Here is a 23140-nt window from a genome sequence, read left to right on the forward strand (position 1 = left end):
GCGGCAAGGTCGGACATCGCGCGTCACTGCCCAGTCGTGGAGCAGCGCGGCCACCGCCCCCGTGGCGCAACCGGCGCGCTCCGAACCGGACAGGATCTCCAGCGCGTTGCGCACGCCGGCGAGGGCGGCCTCGGTCGCCGCCTGACCCGGTGTCGAGGGCAACGGCCCCACGGCCGCGGTCAGCTGGGCGAGATAGCCGCGTTCGATCGCGAACCCGGTCGCTGCGGTTTCGAGCCAGGGCAGCGAACCCAACTGTGCGCCGCGCAGCAAGGCGTCGTCGATCATCCCGGGGTGCCGTCCATAGACGTCGCAGAACGCGTGCACCGCATCTGACAGGTTGCGCTGGGCGGGGGCGGATTGGATCAGCCGCGTCGCGTGAGGGTGCGCGACAGCACCGTCGACGGCGCCAAGGCGCGCGACGACGTCCCAGGCGCCGGGCCGTGTTTCGTCAATGGATGCCGTCGTCGAAGCCATTAGTCCCCGGTCATGTCTGGGATGCCCGCGCACCATATCCGTGCGGACGTCCGGTCGCAGGTCCTTGCACGCGACCTGTAAAGACGGCGTGCACATGACGTTAACCGGCTGCTAACCATCCGCAGGCGGGTCCGGTCGGCTTGGGCTTGACGACTTGGCCGCGGGCGAGCGCATCACGCGGGGTTTACGGCTTTACGGGGGCGGGACGCGCCGCGATACGCGCGCGGCACCGGCGCCGCGCTGGAGCCCGTCCATCGGAGACTATAGGATGCGTACATGGTTGCTTGGGCTTGCACTTGCTTCGGTCGGAACCGCCGCGATGGCTGCTGACGGCGCGTCCGCGCAAACGGCAGGCGGCGCCGACGGCGTTGCAACGCCGAGCGATCCGGCAGCGGCTCCCGTGGCAGCTGCAGCCCCGGCCGGCGATCTGACGCTGGCGCGGGTGTTCGGCAATCCCGACCTGTCGGGCCCGCAGCCGCGCGCGGTACGGCTGTCGCCCGACGGCGCGCTGTTGACCTCGCTGCGCAACCGGGCGGACGAGAAGGAGCGGTTCGACCTGTGGGCGGTCGACACCGCCACGGGCCAGGAGCGGATGCTCGTCGATTCGAAGAGCGTCGCACCGGCGCCGAGCTGAGCGAAGCCGAGAAGATGCAGCGCGAGCGCGCGCGGATCGCCGGGTCGAAGGGTATCGTCGCCTATGACTGGGCGCCCGATGGCAAGTCGATCCTCGTACCGCTCGACGGCGACCTGTACATCGCGACGCTCGACGGCAAGGTCCGGCGGCTGACTGATACACCGGGTGGCCAGCTCAACCCCGTGATCAGCCCCAAGGGCGGGTTCGTGTCCTATGTCCGCGACCAGAATCTCGTCGTTCAGCCGCTGGCGGGTGGCGAGGCGCGCGCGGTCACCAAGGGCGGGGGCGGCACCGTCCATTTCGGCGAGGCGGAGTTCGTCGCGCAGGAGGAAATGGATCGCCGCACGGGCTATTGGTGGTCGCCCGACGAGCGCTATGTCGCGGTCGAGCGGTTCGACGAGGCGCCGGTGCGCATCTTCACGCGTGCCTCGATCGGCGCGACGGGGACCAAGGTCTATGATCAGCGCTATCCCGCCGCGGGCACGCCCAACGCACTGGTCGACCTGTACGTGATGAAGCCCGACGGGTCGGGCCAGGTGAAGGTCGATCTGGGCACCAATCCCGACATCTATCTGGCGCGGGTCGACTGGACGCCCGACGGGACGATGTTGCTCGTCCAGCGCCAGAGCCGCGACCAGAAGCTGCTCGAGATGCTGCGCGTCGACCCGGCAACGGGCAAGTCGACGATCCTGTTCACGGAGAAGTCGGGGGTGAAGAGCTGGCTGAACCTGTCGGACGCCTACCGCGTGCTGAAGGACGGCAGCCTGATCTGGCGGTCGGAGCGCAGCGGCTATGGCCATCTCTACCGGTTCGCGGCAGGCCGCTGGACGCAGCTGACCAAGGGCGATTGGGTCGTGACCGGGCTGGTCGGCGTCGACCAGGCCAAGGGGCGGTTGTTCTTCACGGGCAACAAGGACGACGTGCTGGAGCAGCAGCTCTATTCGGTCGATATCGCCAAGCCGAACGCGATCACCAAGCTGACCGAGAGCGGCTGGTGGAACAGCGCGTCGATGGACGGTGCCGGCACGCGGTTCATCGTCTCGCGCTCGAACCCGTCACAGCCGACCCAGGTCTATCTGGCGGATGCGACCGGCAAGCGGATTTCGTGGATCAACGAGAATGCGGTGAAGGAGGGGCATCCCTATCATCCCTATGCCGCCAGCCATCAGCAGACCAAGTTCGGCACGCTGAAGGCCAAGGACGGCACGACGCTCTATTACGAGATGATCACCCCGCCGATCGAGCCGGGCAAGAAATATCCCGTCTTCTTCCAGCATTATGGCGGCCCGGGCACCGGCCAGCAGGTCACGCGCGGCTGGCAGGGGCCGCTGCCGCAATATCTGGTCGATCAGGCTGGATCTTCTTCCAGATCGACAATCGCGGCTCGTACAACCGCGGCAAGAAGTTCGAGGACGCGATCTATCATGCGATGGGCACGGTCGAGGTCGAGGACCAGCTGGCCGGGGCGGAGTATCTGAAGACGCTGCCGTTCGTCGAGCCGAGCAAGATCGCGACCTATGGCTGGTCCTATGGCGGGTACATGTCGCTGAAGATGCTGGAGAAGACGCCGGGGGTCTATGCTGCCGCAGTGTCGGGCGCGCCGGTCACCGACTGGCAGCTCTACGACACGCATTATACCGAGCGCTATCTGGGCGATCCCAAGACCGATCCGGCGAGCTATGCGACGTCGGCCGCGGTCGAGGATGCGGCGCTGATCAAGGATCCGCTGCTGCTGATCCACGGCATGGCGGACGATAACGTGTTCCTCGACAATTCGACCAAGGTCGCGGCCAAGATGCAGGCGACCGCGACACCGTTCGAGATGATGTTCTACCCGGGCTATACGCACCGCGTTGCGGGGCCGGGGATCAGCGAGCATGTCTGGGGGACGATCCTCAACTTCCTCGACCGGACGGTGAAGGACAAACCGGTTACCGGCGAAGGGACGAGCTTGCCTGCGACGAAATAAAGTTATCTGGCAGGGTGCGTCGGAGACGTATACGGACGCGCCCGAATGAAAATCAGCAATGTCGCGATCGTTTCGCGGCGGCATCAAGGGACGACATAATGGGTTATCGGATCGTGGTTGCAGGGGCGACCGGCAATGTCGGGCGCGAAATGCTCAACATCCTGGCGGAGCGTGAATTTCCGGCGGACGAGATCGCCTGCGTCGCATCGTCGCGCAGCCAGGGCGAGATGGTCGATTTCGGTGACACCGGCAAGCAGATCAAATGCCAGAATATCGAGAATTTCGACCCCACCGGCTGGGACATGGCGCTGTTCGCGATCGGGTCGGAGGCGACCGCGGTCTATGCGCCGAAGTTCGCCGCGGCGGGCTGCACCGTGATCGACAATTCGTCGCTGTACCGGATGGATCCGGACGTGCCGCTGATCGTGCCCGAAGTGAATGCGGACGCGATCGACGGCTACAAGGTCCGCAACATCATCGCCAACCCGAACTGCTCGACCGCGCAGATGGTCGTCGCGCTCAAGCCGCTGCATGACGCGGCCAAGATCAAGCGCGTCGTCGTCGCGACCTATCAGTCGGTGTCGGGCGCGGGCAAGCAGGGCATGGACGAGCTGTTCGAGCAGAGCCGCAACATCTTCGTCGGCGACCCGGCCGAGGCCAAGAAGTTCACCAAGCAGATCGCGTTCAACGTGATCCCGCACATCGACAGCTTCCTCGACGACGGATCGACCAAGGAAGAGTGGAAGATGGTGGTCGAGACCAAGAAGATCCTCGACCCGAAGATCAAGGTCACCGCGACCTGCGTCCGGGTGCCGGTTTTCGTCGGTCATTCGGAAGCGATCAACATCGAGTTCGAGAACGAGATCTCGGCCGAGGAGGCGCAGAACATCCTGCGCGAGGCGCCCGGGGTCATGCTGATCGATAAGCGCGAGGATGGCGGCTACATCACGCCGATCGAATGCGTCGGCGAGTTCGCGACCTTCATCAGCCGCGTGCGCGAGGATTCGACCGTCGAGAACGGCATCAACCTGTGGTGCGTGTCGGACAATCTGCGCAAGGGCGCGGCGCTGAACGCGGTGCAGATCGCCGAGCTGCTCGGGCGACGGCATCTGAAGAAGGACGCGTAAGGGACTGATCTGGGGGGAGGCTGTGCCGCCCTCCCGTCATCCCGGGCTCGACCCGGGACCCAGGGCCACGGCTGTCGCCCTTGATACTCTGGGTCCCGGGTCGAGCCCGGGATGACGAAGAGGGTCGGTGGCGATCAGTGCCCAATATACCGTCCCGGCCTATGCCAGGCGATCAGGATCAGGCTGATCGCCGCCGCGCTGAGTACCGACCAGAGAAGCTGGCCCGTGCTCACCACGGGAATCGCCGCGGCGAGGATCACCACGTCGAGCGCGATCTGTGTGCGGCCCGCATTCCAGCCGCGCGTGCGCTGCAGCCACAGCGTCACGACCCCGGTGCCGCCGACCCCGGCCTGATGCCGCGCGAGGACGAGGATGCCGAGCCCGATCACCGTGCCGCCGACGATCGCGGCAAAGAACGGGTGCATCTGATCGACGTGCATCGATCCGCCCGCGAAGGTCGAGAAGGCGGCGATCCCGGCATTCACCAGCATCGTCTTGATCGCGAAACGGCGGCCCATCGCGTAATGCGCGAACAGGAAGAAGGGCAGGTTGATCAGCGTGAACAGGACGCCGGTCGGCAAGGGCACCAGATAGGACAGCAGCAGCGCGATCCCGGCGATCCCGCCGGTGACAAGCCCTGCCGCCTTCAGGAAGACCAGCCCGATCACCAGCAGGATACAGCCGATGACGAGCGCGTAGAAATCCTCCGCGATGCTGTGCGGGCGTCCCAGGGGAAGGGTGGCTGAGGGGAAGGTGGCGTCGGCAGATGGCGGCATTGCGGGTCCTTGGTCGGGCCCTTCGCGCATCCTCAATGGATCGTTCGACGCAATCCTTGTCCCTTAGCTAAAGGAGTTTGCGCGTCACACTACCCCTTTTTGTGATGGCGTCGTGCGGCGGGGCCATAACGATGGGCGCTCGTCATCCTGACGAAAGTCAGGATCCAGGATACCAAGCGCCGCATCCGTGGCTCTGGATCCTGACTTTCGTCAGGATGACGTAGCGGTGGGTCGCGGATACTCCTCGGAGCGCGTCTCTTCGTGCCGGTTGACAGCACGGTGTCGTGTGTCGGACGGGGGCAGCAACATCCTAAGATTATAGGGATCTGGATCCGTGGCACATTCCCCGACCGAGACGCAGTATTTCGAGAGCTTCGACGGCACGCGGATTGCGTGGCGCGAGGTCGGCGAGGGGCGACCGGTGGTGCTGATCCACGGCTATTTCTCCGACGCGAACACCAACTGGATCCGATACGGCCATGCCGCCAAGATCGCGGCCAAGGGGTTCCGCGTGATCATGCCCGACCTGCGCGCGCACGGCGAGAGCGGCAAGCCGCATGGGCTGGAATTCTACCCCGCGGATGCGCTGACGCTCGACGGCCATGCGCTGGTCGATCATCTCGGGCTGACCGATTATGATCTTGGCGGCTATTCGCTGGGCGCGCGGACGACGTCGCGAATGCTGGCGACGGGCGCGACCCCCGGGCGCGTGATATTTTCGGGGATGGGGCTCGCGGGGCTGACCGAGACGTCGCGGCGCGCGGGGCATTTCCGCAATATCCTCACCAATTTGGGCAAGCATGTCCAGGGTACGCCCGAGTGGCTGGCCGAGGCGTTTCTGAAGACCACGGGCGGCGATCCGGTCGCATTGCTCGGGATCCTAGAGACCTTTGCGGATACACCGATCGAGGCGGTCAAGGCGATCGAGCAGCCGGCGCTGGTGGTGTGCGGCGCGGAGGACGAGGATAACGGGTCGGCACCGGACCTCGCCGCGGTGCTGCCGCATGGCCAGTATGTCGCGACGCCGGGCGGGCATATGAGCGCGGTGGTGAAGCCCGAGCTTGGCCAGGCGATCGCGGACTTTCTTGCTGCATAGCGCCCGGTCATCCTGACGAACGTCAGGACCCGGAGCCAAGCAGCGCCGCCCCCCGTGACCCTGGGTCCTGACTTTCGTCAGCATGACGGGAGGGGGCATGGCTGGCGGGTTGACCATCCGGCGGCGGATCATCCATCAGGGCCTCACGATAAGGGGATGATGATGGTTCGGTTCAGCGTTTCGATGTTTGCTCTCGCCGGCGCGCTGTGCGCCGTGCCGTCGGTGGCCGGTGCCCAGGCCACCGCTGCCGCGTCCAGCCCGACCGCCGCGCAGGCGGATGCGTTCGTCGCCGAGGCGGAAAAGATATTTGCGGCCAAGTCGGTCGACGCAGCGCGCGTGGCGTGGGTGAACGCGACCTACATCACCGACGATACCGATGCGCTCGCGGCGAAGTCGGGGGCGGAGATGACCGATCTCGGCGTCAAATACGCGCTGGGTGCGGCAAAATACGCCAATGTCCCGGGCCTGTCGGTCGACACGAAGCGCAAGCTCGACCTGCTCCGCGGGGGGCTGACGCTGCCCGCGCCGACGCGGCCGGGCGCATCGGACGAGCTGTCGATGCTGACGACGAAGATGTCGTCCTCCTACGGCAAGGGCATGGGGACGCTCGACGGCAAGCCGATCAACGGCTCCGACATCGAGGCGGCGATGGGCGAGAGCCGCGATCCCGCCAAGCTGCAGGAGATGTGGACGAGCTGGAACGACGCGGTCGGTGCGCCGATGCGCGGCGACTATGCCAAGATGACCGCGATCTCGAACGAGGGCGCGCGCGAGCTCGGCTACAAGGATGTGGGCGCGCTCTGGCGGTCGGGCTACGACATGAGCCCCGAGCAGTTCGCCGCGCTGACCGACAAGATCTGGAAAGAGGTCGAGCCGCTCTACATGTCGCTGCACACCTATACGCGGTGGAAGCTCAACGAGAAATATGGCGATGCGGTCCAGGCGAAGACCGGGCCGATCCGCAGCGATCTGCTCGGCAATATGTGGGCGCAGGAATGGGGCAATATCTATGACATCGTCGCCCCCAAGGGGGCTGGCGATCTCGGCTTCGACACGGGCGAGCTGCTGAAGGCCAAGGGCTATGACGCGGTAAAGATGGTGAAGCAGGGTGAAGGCTTCTACTCGTCGCTGGGCTTTGCGCCGCTCCCCGAGACCTTCTGGAAGCGGTCGCAAATCACCAAGCCCGCGGACCGCGACGTGATCTGTCATGCCTCGGCCTGGGATATCGACAACCAGGACGATATCCGCATCAAGATGTGCACCAAGGTGAATGCGGACGACTTCGTCACGATCCACCATGAGCTCGGCCACAATTACTATCAGCGCGCGTACAAGGCGCAGCCGATGCTGTACAAGAATGGCGCGAACGATGGCTTCCATGAGGCGATCGGGGATACCGTCGCGCTCTCGATCACGCCGGATTATCTGGTGAAGATCGGACTGCTCGATCAGGCGCGGGTGCCGAGCGCGGACAAGGATATCGGCCTGTTGCTGCGTCAGGCGATGGACAAGGTCGCGTTCCTGCCGTTCGGGTTGCTGATCGACAAATGGCGCTGGGGCGTGTTCTCGGGACAGATTCCGACGACCGGCTATCAGGCGGCGTGGGACCAGATGCGGCTGCAATATCAGGGGATCAAGCCGCCGGTCGCGCGCGACGAGACGAAGTTCGACGCGGGCGCGAAATACCATATCCCGGCGGCGGTGCCCTACACGCGCTACTTCCTCGCGCGCGTGCTGCAGTTCCAGTTCTACAAGGCGGCGTGTGAGCAGTCGGGGTGGACGGGGCCGCTGCATCGCTGCTCGTTCTACGGCAACAAGGCGGTAGGCACGAAGCTGAACGCGATGCTGAGCATGGGGCAATCCAAGCCCTGGCCCGACGCGCTGCAGGTGTTCACGGGCAGCCGCGAGATGTCGGGCGCGGCGCTGGTCGAGTATTTCAGGCCGCTGAAGGCGTGGCTCGACGTGCAGAACAAGGGCAAGCCGACCGGCTGGTGAGCTTCAGGAAATTGGCGGCGATCCTGTTTCCCCGCGAAGGCGGGGATCCACGGCTGCAAGCGCGCTTTGGGTCTAGCTGGGCCCCCGCATCCGCGGGGGCCCAGTGGGGGCCAGGGACGATTATTCCGGGATCGTTCCTTCGTCGGCAATCCCGGCTTCGAACGACTTAGACGAATCCGTACCGTCCGCCTGATGCGCGTGTTTGCCAGCGGGTTTGGGCGTCTTCGGCGTGCTGCCGCGCAACGTCAGCAGCGCGGCGGCAGCGCCAAGTACCGCGACGCCGCCCGCGATCGCGGCGGCACCCCATTTGCCGCCGACCTTGTCGATCGGCTTGGCAACGGGCGGCGGCGTCTTGCGCGCCGATATCGGTCGCGGCGTGCTGCGCTTGGTCGAGCGCGGCTTGGGGGCGGGTTTGGGCTTGCGGGAGACGGGGACCGCCTTTTCGGGTGTCGGCTTGTCGAGTGCCGGCGCGGCCGGCGCAACCACGGGCTTGGCAGGCTTGGGTGCACTGCTTGCGCGGCGCGCGGCGGCGCGTGACGACGGGCTTCTTGGCGTCCGTTTCAGGCGGGTCGGTGTCGGCCACGGCTATGCTCCCTCACAAAATGATCCCGCGGGCGTAACGCATCGGCATGCGATGCGCTCCGAAAATCGCGCGGCAGGCCTTACCGGAACGGCGGCTCGTCGAACGCCCGCAGCTTGCGGCTGTGGAGCTTGGCACCCTCCTGGCGAAGCTGCTCACAGGTTTCGATCCCGATCCGCAGATGCTCGCTGATCGCGCGTTCGTAGAAGCGGTTGGCCTGACCCGGCAGCTTCAGCTCGCCGTGGAGCGGCTTGTCCGAGACGCAGAGCAACGTGCCGTAGGGAACGCGGAAGCGATAGCCCTGCGCGGCGATCGTCGCCGATTCCATGTCGATGCCGACCGCGCGCGACAGCGAGAACCGCAGCGCCGATTTCGAATAGCGCAGCTCCCAGTTGCGGTCGTCGGTGGTGACGATCGTCCCCGTACGCAGCCGGCGCTTCAGGTCCTCGCCCGACTGGCCCGAGACGATCTCGGCGGCCTTGGCCATCGCCACCTGGACTTCGGCGATCGCGGGGACGGGAATCTCGGGCGGGAGCACGTCGTCCAGCACATGGTCGTCACGCAGATAGGCATGCGCGAGCACATAGTCGCCGATCCGCTGGCTGGGTCGCAGACCGCCGCAATGCCCAATCATCAGCCAGGCCTCGGGACGCAGCACCGCAAGATGGTCGCAGATCGTCTTGGCGTTGGACGGGCCGACGCCGATGTTGACGAGCGTGATCCCGGTGCGGTCGTCCGCCATCAGGTGATAAGCGGGCATCTGATGCCGCCGCCATGCGCTGTCCGAGATGATCTTGTCGATATCGTCCCCTGACGTGATCGTGATCCCGCCTGCGCCCGACAGCGTCGTGAAGCGGCTGCCTTCGCCAAGCTGGGTACCCGCCCAGCGAACGAATTCATCGACATAGCGGTGATAGTTCGTAAACAATACGAAGCGCTGCGCGTGTTCGGCGGGTGTGCCCATGTAATGGCGCAGCCGTGCGAGACTGAAATCGGTGCGCAAGCCATCGAACAGCGCGAGCGGGCGGGTGTCGTCCTGCGCGACCCACAGTCCGTCGGCGATCTCGTCACCGATATGCGCGAGCTCGGTGGCGGGAAAGAACCGTGCGAGCTCGGTCGCGGAGACTTCGTCGAGGCTCAGCGCGTGGCCGGGATCGATGACGTACGGGAAGGGGATCTCCTGCCGCCCTTCGACGGCTTCGACCTCCACGTCATAGTCCTCGATCAGCAGGGTGAGCTGTTCGGTCAGATAATCGGCGAAGATCGCGGGTTTGGTCGCGCTGATCCGGTATTCTCCGGGATTCACCATCCGCCCGAAGGAGCGGAGCGGGGTCGGGCGGTCAATGCCGCCTTTGTAGATCAGCCGGATTTCGGGATAGGCGAACGAGCCATCGCTGCGGCTTGCCGGATCGGGCACGGTGCCGTCGGCGATATACGCACTCATGGCGGACTGGAGCCGCGCGACGGAGGCGCGGTAGAGGCGGTCGAGTTCGGCGACCAGGTCGGATGCGATTGTCATCGCCCAGTGTTACGCGGGCGAGATTACGGAGGCAAGACTGGCGCGCGTGCGGCGCCAGCTCCGTCATTCCCGCGTGCGCGGGGATGACGGAGCGCGACGCGATCAGATCTCGCTAAGCAGGTACTCGGCGGAGCTCACCTTGAACTCACCGGGGGCCTCGACGTTGAGCTGCTCAACGACGCCGTCATTGACGATCATCGAATAACGCTGGCTGCGCGTGCCCATGCCGAAGCCCGAGCCGTCCATCGTCAGTCCGACCGCCTTGGCGAAATCGCAATTGCCGTCCGCGAGCAGCGTAATGTCGCCGGCACCGGCCGACTTGCCCCATGCATCCATCACGAACGCGTCATTGACCGATGTGCAGGCGACCTCGTCGATGCTCTTGGCCTTCAGCGCGGCTTCCTTTTCAACGAAGCCCGGCAGGTGCTTGGCAGAGCAGGTCGGGGTGAAGGCGCCGGGGACCGCGAAGAGCGCGACCCTGCGGCCCGCGAAGAAGGTCTCGGACTCGACCTGATCGGGGCCGTCCGCGGTGGCCTTGACGAGAGTGGTGTTGGGAAGCCGGTCGCCGACGCTGATCGTCATGGAAATTCTCCTGTCGCCGCGAGATCGTCCCGGGCGGACGGTACCTCGTATGGGAGGCGCGCGATTTCAAGCGTGGCGGCGGAGCCGTCGCGACGCTATGGTCTAGGGCATGGACAAGACGGCTTTTCTTTCCGGGCAACTCCTTCTGGCAATGCCGGGGATGAGCGATCCGCGGTTCGCCCGTGCGGTCATTGCAATGTGCAGTCATGATGAAAACGGCGCGCTCGGGATTGGCCTTGGGGCCACCGTCGACGGGCTTGGCTTCCACGACCTGCTCGACCAGTTCGAGATCGCACCCGGTGACGCGCCCAACGCCCCGGTGCATTTCGGCGGCCCGGTCGAACCCCGTCGCGGCTTCGTCATCCACTCGTGCGACTGGGGGGGGCAGGACACTATCGAGGTCGCAGGCCTCTGGGCCTTGTCGAGCACGATCGACGTGCTCCGCGCGATCGCGGAGGGGAAGGGACCGTCGCGATGGGTCGTCGCGCTCGGCTATGCGGGATGGGACAGCGGACAGATCGAGGGCGAACTCGCGCGTCCCGGCTGGTTCAACGTCGCCGGCGCCGCCGATCTGGTGTTCGACACGAACGCGGATGAGCGCTGGAGCAGGGCGTTCGAGCGGGCCGGCGTCGACCCGCGGCTGCTGGTGGCGGATACCGGTACGGCCTGACCAACGAGGCGCGCATCCGCGGGTCAAGATGACATTCTAGCGCGGCGAGGACCGTCCCGGGCGTCATATAAAGATATCTTTATATTTGATTTGGGCGGTCCGTTCCTCTATGCGGCCCTGCATCCGGCACGGGCATGAGGCCCGCCGATCAAAGATTTCCAGGAGATATCCTCGTGGCCACCACGCTCGCGCCCCAGAAGACGGACGGCAAGACCGATTACGTCGTCGCCGACATCAGCCTTGCCGATTTCGGCCGCGCCGAGATCAACATCGCCGAAACCGAGATGCCGGGCCTGATGTCGCTCCGCGAGGAATTCGGCGCAGCGCAGCCGCTCAAGGGCGCGCGCATCACCGGTTCGCTGCACATGACGATCCAGACCGCGGTGCTGATCGAGACGCTGACCGCACTCGGCGCCGACGTCCGCTGGGCGACGTGCAACATTTTCTCGACGCAGGACCATGCCGCCGCCGCGATCGCCGCGTCGGGCGTGCCGGTGTTCGCGATCAAGGGCGAGACGCTCGCCGACTACTGGAACTATGTCGGCGACATCTTCTCGTGGGATCGCGACGTCGAGGGCCAGACCGCCAACATCATCCTCGATGACGGTGGCGACGCGACGATGTTCGCACTCTGGGGCGCCAAGCTCGAAGCCGGCCACACGATGCCCGAGCCCGAGAATGAGGAAGAGGTCGAGATGCAGCGTGCGCTCAAGGCGTATGTCGCAAAGAACCCTGGCTATCTGACCGAGACCGTGAAGAACCTGAAGGGCGTTTCGGAAGAGACCACCACCGGCGTTCACCGCCTGTACGAGATCGCCAAGAAGGGCGAGCTGCCGTTCCCCGCGATCAACGTCAACGACTCGGTCACCAAGTCGAAGTTCGACAACCTCTACGGCTGCAAGGAATCGCTGGTCGACGCGATCCGTCGCGCGACCGACGTCATGCTCGCGGGCAAGGTCGCCTGCGTCGCCGGTTTCGGTGACGTCGGCAAGGGTTCGGCCCAGTCGCTCCGCAACGGCGGCGCACGCGTGATGGTTACCGAAGTCGATCCAATCTGCGCACTGCAGGCGGCGATGGAGGGCTTCGAGGTCGTGACGATGGAAGACGCCGTGAAGCGCGCGGACATCTTCTGCACCGCGACCGGCAACGCCGACGTCATCACCGCCGATCACATGAAGGCGATGAAGCCGATGTCGATCGTCTGCAACATCGGTCACTTCGACTCGGAGATCCAGATCGCCGCGCTGTCGAACTATGACTGGACCGAAGTGAAGCCCGGCACCGACCTGGTGAAGTTCCCGGACGGCAAGCAGATCATCATCCTGGCGAAGGGTCGCCTCGTGAACCTGGGTTGCGCCACCGGCCATCCGTCGTTCGTGATGTCGGCCTCGTTCACCAACCAGACGCTCGCGCAGATCGAGCTCTGGACCAAGGGCGAGAACTACAAGAACGAAGTCTATGTCCTGCCGAAGCATCTCGACGAGAAGGTCGCAGCGCTGCATCTCGAAAAGCTGGGCGTGAAGTTGTCGCAGCTTACCCCGAAGCAGGCCGGTTACATCGGCGTGCCCGTCGAAGGCCCGTTCAAGCCGGATCACTATCGCTACTGATCGCCCAGGCAATCTGAAGCGGAAAAAGGCCGCGTCTACCGAAGGGTGGACGCGGCCTTTTTCTTTTGGATCTAACTGTTGCGCGGCGACTGATATGCCAGTCTTTCCGTTACATCTCGGTCGCTTGCGGTGCTTTCCTGACGTCCGGCTTCAACGCCGGGGCTGTGGCCGCCGCTGGCGTGGCGGGCGTCTTGCGCCGCACACCGTCGAGTTCCTGTGGCGCATCCGCCGGGGATGCAGCCTTGTCCGCTGCCGCGGGGGCCGCGCGCAGCGTCTGTCGCGCGCGCATGCACTGCGACGGATCGGGCCGGCGGACCTGCTGGCAGTTCCACAGCGCCTTTTCGTAATCGGCCGAGCGATCGCGCAGATAGCTGAACGTGATCGCCGCGCTCTGTGCCGGCGTCAGCGGCGTGGACGTTGCGGCCTTGGTTTTGTCGGCCCATGCCATGAACCGGCAAAAGGCGCGATCGCCGCACGCGATCGTCGCAAGCGTCGGGTAGGCGTTGGGGAGAACGCCCGGCGAGAAGGTCATCAGCACCGTATCGCCCTCGGCCGTCGCGAAGGGCGTCGAGGCGGCGTTCGCGCCGTCACCGGCGACCGCATCGTCGCCCAACACGAAGCCGAGCGCGGCGGATGCTTCGGCAATCGCGGCATCGGCTTCGGACAGCGCGGCGGCGGTGCGGTGCGCCTCCGAAATGGGCGCGAGCTGCGCGATGACCGGCTCGCCCTGCTCGAGCGCACGCCGGAAGGCTGGGGGCGTGCCCCACCAGCCCGACCAGCGGAAGAACAGGTGCGACCCGACCGCGACGATCTTGTCGAGGCTCGACTGCCAATAGGGAACGACCCAGTCGGTGTGGTAATGCGTGGCATAGCCGACCGGTCGATAGACATTGCCCGACAGCGCGGCGGCCGCGACGCTGTGCGCCCGGCGCCATGCGTCCTCGGAGGGCTTCCAACGAAGCAGCGCGCCGTCGCAACTGAAGCTGAACTGGCAACCCGTCGCCCGCGTCTCACCTTCGAACACCACCCCGCAGACGGTTTTCGGGAAGGCGGGATGCCGTAGACGGTTGAGCACGACCTGCGCGACGGCGCGTTCGCCGACCGTGTCGTCCCCCGCCTCGTACAGCGTGCCGGCGGCGAGGCAGTCGGTCGCGCGTGCGAGGTCGTCGGCGGCGCCGGCGAAGCGGAACGGCCGTGCAGCTGGGTTCGGATCGGTCGAGAACGGCACCGTGGCGTTGAACGCTCGCGCATCCTCGGGCGCGAGGTCGACGAACCGGACCGGCTCGACCGGGGGCAGCTCTGCCTGGGGCACGACGCGCTGCTTCGGCATCGCGGCGCGCGCCGGGTGGGGCAGCGCCGGGGGATTGGTCACGACGAGCGTCGGTCCGACGATCGCCGCAGCCGCGATCGCGAGTACCGACACGCGCAGATAAACGGCGCCACGCGCATCGGTCATCGTCGTCACTGCTCCGGAAGGAAGTCCGGCACGGACAGATAGCGCTCGCCGGTATCATAGTTGAAGCCGAGGACGCGGACGTCGTCGGGAAGATCAGGGAGCTTCTGCAGGATCGCGGCCAGCGTCGCGCCCGAACTGATCCCGACCAGCATGCCCTCTTCGGCCGCCGATCGGCGTGCCATGTCCTTGGCGACCGCGGCATCGACCTCGATCACGCCGTCGATCGCCTGGGTGTGGAGATTGGCGGGGATGAAGCCTGCGCCGATGCCCTGGATCGGATGCGGGCCCGGCTGGCCACCGGCGATCACGGGCGAGGCGGCGGGCTCGACCGCATAGACCTTCAACTCGGGCCAGTGCGCCTTCAGCGCCTCGGCGACGCCCGTGATGTGGCCGCCGGTGCCGACGCCCGTGATGATCACGTCGATCGGCGTATCCCGGAAATCTTCGAGGATTTCTTGTGCCGTCGTGCGGACATGCACGTCGATGTTCGCAGGATTTTCGAACTGCTGCGGCATCCAGGCGCCGAGCGTTTCGGCGACGCGCTCGCGCGCGCGTTCGATCGCGCCCTTCATGCCCTTCTCGCGCGGGGTGAGGTCGAAGGTCGCACCATAAGCGAGCATCAGACGCCGACGCTCGACGCTCATGCTCTCTGGCATCACGAGGATCAGCTTATAGCCCTTGACCGCTGCCACCATCGCCAGGCCGACGCCGGTGTTGCCGCTGGTCGGCTCGATGATCGTGCCGCCGGGCTTGAGGTCGCCGGCCTTTTTCGGCGGCCTCGATCATCGCCAGCGCGATACGGTCCTTGATCGAACCACCCGGGTTCGACCGTTCGGATTTCACCCAGACTTCGGAATCGGGGAAGAGCTTCGACAGGCGGACGTGCGGCGTGTTGCCGATCGTGTCCAGGATCGAGGAGGCTTTCATGGCTTGGCTTCTCCGTGCTGTGGTTCGGTCTCTAGGATCTCGGGGGGATCAAAGGTCTTCGCCGCCCCGAGTTCCGGGAACAGGCGCGCCCAGCCGATCGTGACGGCAATAGCACCAACCCCGCCGAACACCACTGCGCCGACGGGGCCGAGCAGCGACGCCATCACCCCGCTTTCGAATTCGCCGAGCTCGTTCGAGGCCGAGATCGTCAGCTGCGACACCGCGCTGACGCGGCCGCGCATCACGTCGGGCGTGTGCAGCTGGATCAGCGACTGGCGGACATAGACCGAGATCATGTCCGCCCCACCCGCGACGATCAGCGCGACGAAGCTGAGGACGAAGGCGGGGTGGATGGGGAACCCCGCAATCGTGCTGGGGGTGAGCCCGATCAGCTCGACGATCGGCGTCGCGACCCCGAAGGTGAGGATCGCGATGCCGAACACGATCACCGCGACCAGCATCTTGACCCCGACATTGCGGCTCATCGGCCGAATCGAGAACCAGATCGCGGTGACCGCGGCACCGATCCCCATGCCCGCGGCGAGCACGCCGAGCCCCTGCGACCCGACATGCAGGATATCGCGGGCATAGACCGGCAACAGCGACGTGGCACCCGCCAGCAGCACTGCGAACAGGTCGAGCGTGATCGTCGCGAGCACGAGCCGGTTGCGGCGGACATAGGTAAACCCCTCGATGATCCGCGCGAGGGGGCGATGGTCGGTCTGCGCGGCGGGCTGTGCCACCGGGCCGATCAGGAACATGAACACCAGCGCGACGAGGAAGAGCAGCGTCGCCACGCCGTACGCGACCTCGGGATGGATCGCGTAGAGCAGCCCGCCGACGCTGGGGCCTGCGATCGTTCCGACCTGCCACGCGATCGAACTGATCGCGATCGCGGTGGGGAGCACCGCCCGCGGAACCAGATTCGGCGCCAGGGCCGAATAGGCTGGGCCGGAAAATGCGCGCGCGACGCCGAAGGCGACGGCCGCGGCGAACAACGCCCCGAGCGTGAGATGGCCGGACCATGTCAGCAGCCAGAGCGTCGCGGCGGTGAGCACCAGCAGCGTGGTCGTGCCGCGGACGATCCAGCGCCGGTCGAAGCTGTCCGCGACGAGCCCGGTGATCGGGGTCAGCAGGAACAGCGGCACGAACTGCGCAAAGCCGATCATCCCGAGCATGAACGCCGCCTGGCGGATGTCCATCGTTTCGCGCGCCAGGTTGTAGACCTGCCAGCCGATGACGATCGACATCGCGCTGACCGCGATCGTGCCGGCGAACCGCGACAGCCAATAGGCGCGAAAATTGGCGATCCGGAAGGGATGCTGATGCGGGTCGATCGTCGGGTTCATTGTCCCGGGCTTTAGGGGGTCGAGCGCGTGAAGGGCAACCGGAGCTTTGCTTGGGTTGGGGATAGGGGCGGGGGCGACGGCCCGCGTGTCGGGCACGACGGATCGAAGCTCGCGGGACAGTCGCAGAATCGCATACCCCAGACGGGAATTGATGTTCGGCCCCGTCCGCGCCTATAGGCTGCGGCAACTCCCCTACGGAAAACGAGGTTTCCCACATCGTGGCCAAAGCCCCCCCAGCACGTGCAATCGCCGAGCCCCCGATCACCAACCGTGAACGGCCGGCCGAACCCAAGCCCTATGAGGCCAGCAAGGACGAGCTGCTCGCCTTCTACAAGCAGATGCTGCTGATCCGGCGTTTCGAGGAAAAGGCGGGCCAGCTTTACGGTCTCGGCCTGATCGGCGGCTTCTGCCATCTGTACATCGGCCAGGAAGCCGTTGCGGTCGGCCTGCAGTCCGCGCTCGACGGCGAGACCGATTCGGTCATCACCGGCTATCGCGACCACGGCCACATGCTCGCCTACGGGATCGACCCGAAGGTGATCATGGCCGAGCTGACCGGGCGCGGCTCGGGCATCTCGAAGGGCAAGGGCGGGTCGATGCACATGTTCTCGACCGAGCATAAATTCTACGGCGGGCACGGCATCGTCGGTGCTCAGGTGTCGCTGGGCACCGGCCTCGCGTTCAAGCATAAATATTCGAACGACGGCGGCATCTGCATGGCCTATTTCGGCGACGGCGCCGCAAACCAGGGCCAGGTGTATGAGAGCTTCAACATGGCCGAGCTGTGGAAGCTCCCGATCATCTTCGTGATCGAGAACAACCAGTACGCCATGGGCACGAGCGTCAATCGCGCCTCGGCCGAGGACCAGCTCTATCGCCGCGGCGAATCGTTCCGCATTCCCGGCATCCAGGTCGACGGCATGGACGTGCTGGCGTGCCGCGGGGCCGCTGAAGAGGCAATCGCCTGGGTCCGCGCGGGCAAGGGCCCGGTCATCCTCGAGATGAAGACCTATCGCTATCGTGGCCACTCGATGTCCGATCCGGCGAAATACCGTACGCGGGATGAGGTCCAGGCGGTCCGCGACAAGTCCGACCCGATCGATCACATCAAGAAGCTGCTCGACGAGCAGGGCGTGACCGAGGCGGACCTGAAGTCCATCGAACAAGAGATCAGGAAGACCGTGAACGAAGCCGCCGATTTCGCCGAGCAGACCCCCGAGCCGGATGTCGCCGAGCTCTACACCGACGTTCTGGTGGAGTCGTACTGATGGCGATCGAGATCAAGATGCCCGCGCTCTCCCCGACGATGGAAGAGGGCACGCTCGCGAAGTGGCTCGTCAAGGAAGGCGATAGCGTCAAGTCCGGCGACATCATGGCCGAGATCGAGACCGACAAGGCGACGATGGAGTTCGAGGCGGTCGACGAAGGCACGATCGGCAAGATCATGGTTGCCGAAGGTACCGACAATGTGAAGGTCGGCACCGTCATCGCGACGCTGCTCGAAGAGGGCGAAAGCGCTGACAGCGCGCCGACCGAGGCACGCGCGGGCGAGGCCGCCAACGCCGCACCGAAGGAAACGCCGTCGGACGACAAGGCGCCGCCGGTTCCCGAAGGCGCGTCGCCTGCCAAGGCCGAGAGCGGGACGCAGCAGCTCGTCGCGTCGGCGGAGAAGGTCGGCAAGACCGATCCGGCGATCCCGGAGGGTACCGAGATGGTCAAGACGACCGTCCGCGAGGCGCTACGCGATGCGATGGCCGAGGAAATGCGCGAGGACGACCGCGTCTTCGTGATGGGCGAGGAAGTCGCGCAGTATCAGGGCGCGTACAAGGTCACGCAGGGGCTGCTCGACGAGTTTGGCGAGCGTCGCGTGATCGACACGCCGATTACCGAATACGGCTTTGCCGGCATCGGTGCAGGCGCGGCGATGGGTGGCCTCCGCCCGATCGTCGAGTTCATGACCTTCAACTTCGCGTTGCAGGCGATCGATCACATCATCAACTCGGCGGCCAAGACCAACTACATGTCGGGTGGCCAGATGCGTTGCCCGATCGTGTTTCGTGGTCCCAACGGCGCGGCGTCGCGCGTGGGTGCGCAGCATTCGCACAACTTCGCGGCATGGTATGCGAGCGTCCCCGGCCTGATCGTGATCGCGCCCTATGACGCGGCGGATGCCAAGGGCCTGCTGAAGGCGGCGATCCGTACCGACGATCCGGTCGTGTTCCTCGAGAACGAGCTGATGTACGGCCGCAGCTTCGACGTTCCCAAGCTCGACGACCATGTCCTGCCGATCGGCAAGGCGCGCATCGTCCGCGAGGGCAAGGACGTGACGATCGTGAGCTATTCGATCGGCGTGGGCATCAGCCTCGAAGCCGCCGAGAAGCTCGCCGAGGAGGGCATCGAGGCGGAGGTCATCGACCTGCGCACGCTGCGCCCGCTCGACACCGACACGGTGCTGAAAAGCCTCGCCAAGACCAACCGCATGATCATCGTCGAGGAAAACTGGGCAACCTGCTCGATCGCGTCCGAGATCGTGTCGGTGGTGATGGAGCACGGCTTCGACGACCTCGACGCGCCAGTGCTGCGCGTGACCAACGAAGACGTGCCGATGCCCTATGCGGCGAACCTCGAAAAGCTGATGCTGGTCGATGTCGCCAAGGTCGTCGATGCGGCGAAGAAGGTGACGTACCGGTAATCGGTGAGCTGTTGCTGATCGCTCCGACCGGGTTCACCGGTCGGAGCGATCATGCTGCGTAGGTCGAGCACAGACTCGGCGTGACTCCTGCAACGGCGGCCAGGGTCTGGTCGTTGCGTTCTCGCACATTGTACACCGCTTCGGCGCGCAGGACCGGAGCGCCGAAAAATCGCTGCGAGACGAGCGGCTGATATTTGTAGGTCACCTCGATGAAGATCAGCGCGGTTCCGGCGGCCGCCGTAATCTTGCGACTGGCCAGTCCCATATATTGCAGGCTTGCATCGGCCTTGCCCTTGTCCTGCAGGCCATAAGCCGGCTGCGAGGCACTGGTGTTCAGCGCCCCCGTGCACCGCTGCCAACGGATCCACTGCCCCGCCTTCGTGCCGGTCTGACCATTGGGTTCGACGCTCGAGATCACGACGCGGCCGTTATCGGCAAAGTCGATATCGGTCCCTAACAACTTCGGGCTGAGGAGGACCTCGTTGACATCGGCCTCGTTGATCGAATCCCGCACGCGGGCGACGTTGTCGGACGCGGTCGTGGCGATCTGGTTGACGCGCATCTTGGCGATCGACATGTGCGTCAGTTCGGCACCGGCGAGACCCAGTGTCAGAAGGAACGGCGCAACGATCGCGAATTCGATCATTGCGAGGCCGCGCGTGTCGGCAAGAACCCCTGGCCTTGCGGTGCTGTCGATCCTCGTCATGGCTTGGTACATACGACCGTCGGTGCCGCACGCGAGGTAAAGGGCTGGTTACGTACCAGCGTCGTTTCCGTAACTGTCCGGGTGCGCGTCCAGCCCATCAGCGGTCCGACCGGCGTCAGATTGGGGTATCTCACCGTCGCCGTGTAGAAGATGACGTCGTCCGCGCTACCGACACCGTCATCGCCCGGCGTCGCGTCGTAAATGCCATTGTTGTTCGCATCTTCGAAACAGTCCCCGAGATTGAACGTGCCCCGCGGGTCCGTGTCCGACGTGATCTTCTCGGGCTTGCCGACATTCGAGAAGTTGTAATAGCGGCGCGTCGACACGGTGACATATTCTGCCGGGACGACGGCGCGGACCTCGGCCTTGATCGTTGCGCTCACGTTGGCAGCGGTCGTGTTGCCGACCGTGGTCAGCCGTGATGCCTTTGCGAGCGCGCCCTGTACCATGGCCTCGACATAATTCTGATACCCGACCTCCAGGATCATCATCAGCAACCCGATCAGTAACGGTACGATCAGAGCGAATTCGACGATCGTTGCGCCCGCGACATCTGCCGCAATGCGCCGCCTTGCCGGCGCTAATTGCGCGATCACTGGCTCACCCGTAGCGATCCGACCTTGGTGCCGATTTCCTTGAACTTCTGGATGAGCGCGGCGGAGGTGGTGATGCCCGACGCATGGAGGGCTGTGTCGCGCAATCCCGCATGTCGTTGGTCAGCGTGGTCGAAAACGCAATGACGTACAGCTGGATACCCTGCGCCCTGGCAGCATTGCAGGCCATGCGAAATCGCTGGAGATGGCGCGACAGCTGCGCTGCGGCGAGCTGGGTGGTATTGCCCGTCGTCGTTCCCAGCACGCGCTTGTCGCGCTCCTCCGCGCCATAGGTCGTATAGACGTCCAGGTAAGGCGACAGGTCGCCGTCGGTCATGAAGATCATGAACTTCCTGACCGAGAAGCCGCGAAGCTTTCTTGGATTGTCCGGATCGCTCTGATTGTTCGTTTCGGGCGTTGCCGATGCGAAGATGCCGTCCGACGAGATAAACCGGGCGCCCCATATCATGCCGATATCATGATAGGTGCCGCCAAGCGGTTGCAGATCATTAAGGTATCTCATGAAGCCAGCCTTGTCGCCGTAATATTCCTTCAGGCGGCTGGCCTCGCTGGCGCAGTATTTCGGGTCGGTATAGATGGCGCGCCGGTCGGGATCGAATTCCGTCTCGGGCCACCACGGCGCCCAACGGCTGGCGTCCGAGTTCGGCAACCGGTTGATGTCGAGGTCCCACGCGTCCGACGGTGCCGTCGTCAGCGATCCGCCGTCGATGGTCGTGTTGTTGGTCTGGCGCTCCTCGATGCACCCGGCCCATTTCGATGTCGCCGTGCTGGGCGATCCGCCAGGCGTCGGTACCGATGCGCCCGTCTTGAACGTCGCGGTGTTCAGCGTCGCCTGCTGGTAGGTCCAGTAGTTCGAGCAGACCCCCCAATAGCTTGAATAGCTGCCGTCATACGCGTTGCACCAGTTCAGCGAGCTGTAGACAGGTCCGCCGGTTCGGGCCCGCGTCTGATAGGGTGCGCTGTTGCGGATATAGCTCGCATCCTTGGCATAGACGAGCCTGCCGACATTGACCGTCGCATTATAGGGCACAAAGCCATAGCGAAGCCTCAGGTTGTTGTTGTGCAGCTGGTTCTGTGCAGACTCCAGGGTGTCGTAGAGGGACTCGGACGCATCGCGCAGCGCCTGCATCTTCGATCCGGATTGTTCGATCTCGCCGCAGGCGTCATTGGGGCGGCTCGTCGGGCAGTTCATCGATCCCGACATGTCGAGGACGAGCACGACGTCCGTGCGACGAAATCCTGCGTCGCCGCGCAGGTGATCGACAGGGGCAAGGTGTTGAACCCGAAGATCTTCATCACCGTGGTCGGTATCGCGGTCGTCGCGGTGATCCGGACGGTACCAACGGCGGGAACGGTGACCACGGGAGTGAACGGGGTCGTGTCGAAGGCCCCGCTGGGGAAGTTGAAGTTAAAATAGTTTCTGGCTTCGGTTTCGACGTCGCTCGTCAGCGTCGGGCCCGCCAGCAGGCGCCGCGCCGCCAGCGAGCCCGCGTCGCAGGCCTGCTGCAGCCGGTCACGCGCGACATAGGCGCGTGACATGTCCAGCCCGGACCCGACCATGGCCAGCAGCGGCATGATCGCGAAGGCGACGATCACCAAAGTGTTGCCTTTGACGTTCCGTCGCAGACGCGCGAGGAACGTCAGCGCTGCAAATTTCGGGGCAATCGTCTTGGCCATGGATGTCCCAGTGGATCTTGATCGCGCACCCATGCCCGGCAATCCGGTAAGCCCGGCTCAAGAGATATGGTTAACGAGAGCGGGGGCGTGCCCTGCGGCGCGTTCGCAGCTATGGCGGCGCGATGGTCGACCCTGCCAACTTACCCAATCCCGAGCGCGCGCTTGCCCTGAGCTACGCCCCGGCCCTCGACCCGGCCCGGGCTCGAGGCGCTGTTCGCGCTCGATACGGCGCTCGGCACGATCCTCAAAACGACGCGCGAGCCGATCGTCGGGCAGATGCGGCTGACCTGGTGGTATGAGGCGCTCGGCCGGCTCGACACCGCGCCGCCGCCGGCCGAGCCCGTGTTGCAGGCGCTCGCACGCCATGTCGTGCCGCAGGTCGGCAGCGCCACGCTCGCGACGATCGCCGAGGGGTGGGAGGCACTGCTTGAAACGCCGCTCGACGATGCAGCGGTCGAACGCTTTGCCCGCCTGCGCGGCGGACAGCTGTTCGCGGCGGCGGCATCTTGCTGGCGGTGTCGGACGATCGCATCGCGGCGGCGGGCGAGGGATGGGCGCTTGCGGATCTGTCGCTGCGGCTGTCGAATCCGCAACGCGCGGCAGGCGTGGCTGCGATCGCGCGCGGGCGGCTCGACATGGCGCTCCACGGTCGCTGGCCACGACGCGCACGAGCGCTTGGCGCACTAGCAT

At 65.3% G+C, this 23140-nt stretch carries 19 protein-coding genes and 2 pseudogenes; 9 read left to right on the forward strand and 12 right to left on the reverse strand.

What is annotated here, in order from left to right; all coding sequences use genetic code 11:
• Positions 1 to 474: hypothetical protein (locus tag NI18_RS12210; protein ID WP_037530104.1), on the reverse strand; the 474-nt coding region annotated here is incomplete at its 3' end.
• Positions 475 to 742: 268 nt separating this feature from the next.
• Here NI18_RS12210 and NI18_RS12215 point away from each other — a divergent pair.
• Positions 743 to 3077, forward strand: a pseudogene (locus tag NI18_RS12215) (DPP IV N-terminal domain-containing protein).
• A gap of 98 nt (positions 3078 to 3175) precedes the next feature.
• A complete protein-coding gene (locus tag NI18_RS12220; RefSeq protein WP_031439890.1) occupies positions 3176 to 4204 on the forward strand; it encodes an aspartate-semialdehyde dehydrogenase in 1029 nt (342 codons plus the stop codon).
• 134 nt (positions 4205 to 4338) lie between these two features.
• On the opposite strand, the gene NI18_RS12225 is transcribed toward NI18_RS12220, so the two are convergent.
• Positions 4339 to 4980, reverse strand: a complete 642-nt coding sequence (locus NI18_RS12225) for a YitT family protein (protein WP_037530106.1) — start codon at positions 4978 to 4980, stop codon at positions 4339 to 4341.
• 334 nt (positions 4981 to 5314) lie between these two features.
• Between NI18_RS12225 and NI18_RS12230 the strand changes: the two genes are divergently transcribed.
• On the forward strand, positions 5315 to 6076 hold the full coding sequence (locus NI18_RS12230; protein WP_037530108.1) for an alpha/beta fold hydrolase: 762 nt from the start codon (positions 5315 to 5317) through the stop codon (positions 6074 to 6076).
• Between the two features lie 162 nt (positions 6077 to 6238).
• Positions 6239 to 8071 (forward strand): M2 family metallopeptidase, encoded by a 1833-nt coding sequence (locus tag NI18_RS12235; RefSeq protein ID WP_037530147.1) that lies wholly within the window; start codon positions 6239 to 6241, stop codon positions 8069 to 8071.
• 120 nt (positions 8072 to 8191) lie between these two features.
• On the opposite strand, the gene NI18_RS12240 is transcribed toward NI18_RS12235, so the two are convergent.
• The 3 genes from NI18_RS12240 to NI18_RS12250 all read right to left on the reverse strand — a co-directional run bounded on the left by NI18_RS12240 (position 8192) and on the right by NI18_RS12250 (position 10752).
• On the reverse strand, positions 8192 to 8557 hold the full coding sequence (locus NI18_RS12240; RefSeq protein WP_052149172.1) for a hypothetical protein: 366 nt from the start codon (positions 8555 to 8557) through the stop codon (positions 8192 to 8194).
• A gap of 176 nt (positions 8558 to 8733) precedes the next feature.
• Complete coding sequence (locus NI18_RS12245) at positions 8734 to 10170, reverse strand: AMP nucleosidase (RefSeq protein WP_037530110.1); 1437 nt, start codon at positions 10168 to 10170, stop codon at positions 8734 to 8736.
• 102 nt (positions 10171 to 10272) lie between these two features.
• Positions 10273 to 10752: a peroxiredoxin gene (locus NI18_RS12250; RefSeq protein WP_037530112.1), complete on the reverse strand. Its 480-nt coding sequence runs from the start codon at positions 10750 to 10752 to the stop codon at positions 10273 to 10275.
• 109 nt (positions 10753 to 10861) lie between these two features.
• Here NI18_RS12250 and NI18_RS12255 point away from each other — a divergent pair, with 109 nt between their 5' ends.
• Together NI18_RS12255 and ahcY are read left to right on the forward strand one after the other, a co-directional pair.
• Positions 10862 to 11422 (forward strand): YqgE/AlgH family protein, encoded by a 561-nt coding sequence (locus NI18_RS12255; RefSeq protein ID WP_037530114.1) that lies wholly within the window; start codon positions 10862 to 10864, stop codon positions 11420 to 11422.
• A gap of 173 nt (positions 11423 to 11595) precedes the next feature.
• Positions 11596 to 13029, forward strand: a complete 1434-nt coding sequence (ahcY, locus tag NI18_RS12260) for an adenosylhomocysteinase (RefSeq protein ID WP_037530116.1) — start codon at positions 11596 to 11598, stop codon at positions 13027 to 13029.
• A gap of 109 nt (positions 13030 to 13138) precedes the next feature.
• On the opposite strand, the gene NI18_RS12265 is transcribed toward ahcY, so the two are convergent.
• From NI18_RS12265 to NI18_RS12275, 3 genes and pseudogenes are all read right to left on the reverse strand, one after another.
• Complete coding sequence (locus tag NI18_RS12265; RefSeq protein WP_052149176.1) at positions 13139 to 14485, reverse strand: cell wall hydrolase; 1347 nt, start codon at positions 14483 to 14485, stop codon at positions 13139 to 13141.
• Between the two features lie 5 nt (positions 14486 to 14490).
• Positions 14491 to 15412, reverse strand: a pseudogene (gene cysK / locus NI18_RS12270) (cysteine synthase A).
• A complete protein-coding gene (locus NI18_RS12275) occupies positions 15409 to 16761 on the reverse strand; it encodes an MFS transporter (RefSeq protein WP_031439898.1) in 1353 nt (450 codons plus the stop codon). The pseudogene cysK and the gene NI18_RS12275 overlap by 4 nt, the downstream one beginning before the upstream one ends.
• 218 nt (positions 16762 to 16979) lie before the next feature.
• Between NI18_RS12275 and pdhA the strand changes: the two genes are divergently transcribed.
• Both pdhA and NI18_RS12285 read left to right on the forward strand, forming a co-directional pair.
• Complete coding sequence (gene pdhA / locus NI18_RS12280; protein WP_031394777.1) at positions 16980 to 18029, forward strand: pyruvate dehydrogenase (acetyl-transferring) E1 component subunit alpha; 1050 nt, start codon at positions 16980 to 16982, stop codon at positions 18027 to 18029.
• Positions 18029 to 19453, forward strand: a complete 1425-nt coding sequence (locus tag NI18_RS12285; protein WP_031439899.1) for a pyruvate dehydrogenase complex E1 component subunit beta — start codon at positions 18029 to 18031, stop codon at positions 19451 to 19453. Before pdhA ends, NI18_RS12285 begins: the two co-directional genes overlap by 1 nt.
• Positions 19454 to 19502: 49 nt before the next feature.
• Here NI18_RS12285 and NI18_RS12290 read toward each other — a convergent pair whose 3' ends face one another.
• From NI18_RS12290 to NI18_RS12305, 4 genes are read right to left on the reverse strand one after another with little or no spacing between them, the layout of a single operon-like run.
• A complete protein-coding gene (locus NI18_RS12290; RefSeq protein ID WP_052380859.1) occupies positions 19503 to 20099 on the reverse strand; it encodes a TadE/TadG family type IV pilus assembly protein in 597 nt (198 codons plus the stop codon).
• Positions 20100 to 20155: 56 nt separating this feature from the next.
• On the reverse strand, positions 20156 to 20755 hold the full coding sequence (locus NI18_RS12295; protein ID WP_042466695.1) for a TadE/TadG family type IV pilus assembly protein: 600 nt from the start codon (positions 20753 to 20755) through the stop codon (positions 20156 to 20158).
• 4 nt (positions 20756 to 20759) lie between these two features.
• Positions 20760 to 21992, reverse strand: coding sequence for a hypothetical protein (locus tag NI18_RS12300; RefSeq protein WP_037530118.1), 1233 nt, complete (start codon positions 21990 to 21992; stop codon positions 20760 to 20762).
• Positions 21962 to 22450, reverse strand: a complete 489-nt coding sequence (locus NI18_RS12305; RefSeq protein WP_037530119.1) for a TadE/TadG family type IV pilus assembly protein — start codon at positions 22448 to 22450, stop codon at positions 21962 to 21964. Before NI18_RS12305 ends, NI18_RS12300 begins: the two co-directional genes overlap by 31 nt.
• 276 nt (positions 22451 to 22726) lie before the next feature.
• Here NI18_RS12305 and NI18_RS27030 point away from each other — a divergent pair, with 276 nt between their 5' ends.
• A complete protein-coding gene (locus tag NI18_RS27030; RefSeq protein ID WP_306286394.1) occupies positions 22727 to 23137 on the forward strand; it encodes a hypothetical protein in 411 nt (136 codons plus the stop codon).
• Positions 23138 to 23140: the final 3 nt, after the last annotated feature.

This window comes from Sphingomonas sp. Ant20 (genome assembly GCF_000783375.1).
Taxonomy (GTDB): Bacteria; Pseudomonadota; Alphaproteobacteria; order Sphingomonadales; family Sphingomonadaceae; genus Sphingomonas; species Sphingomonas aerolata.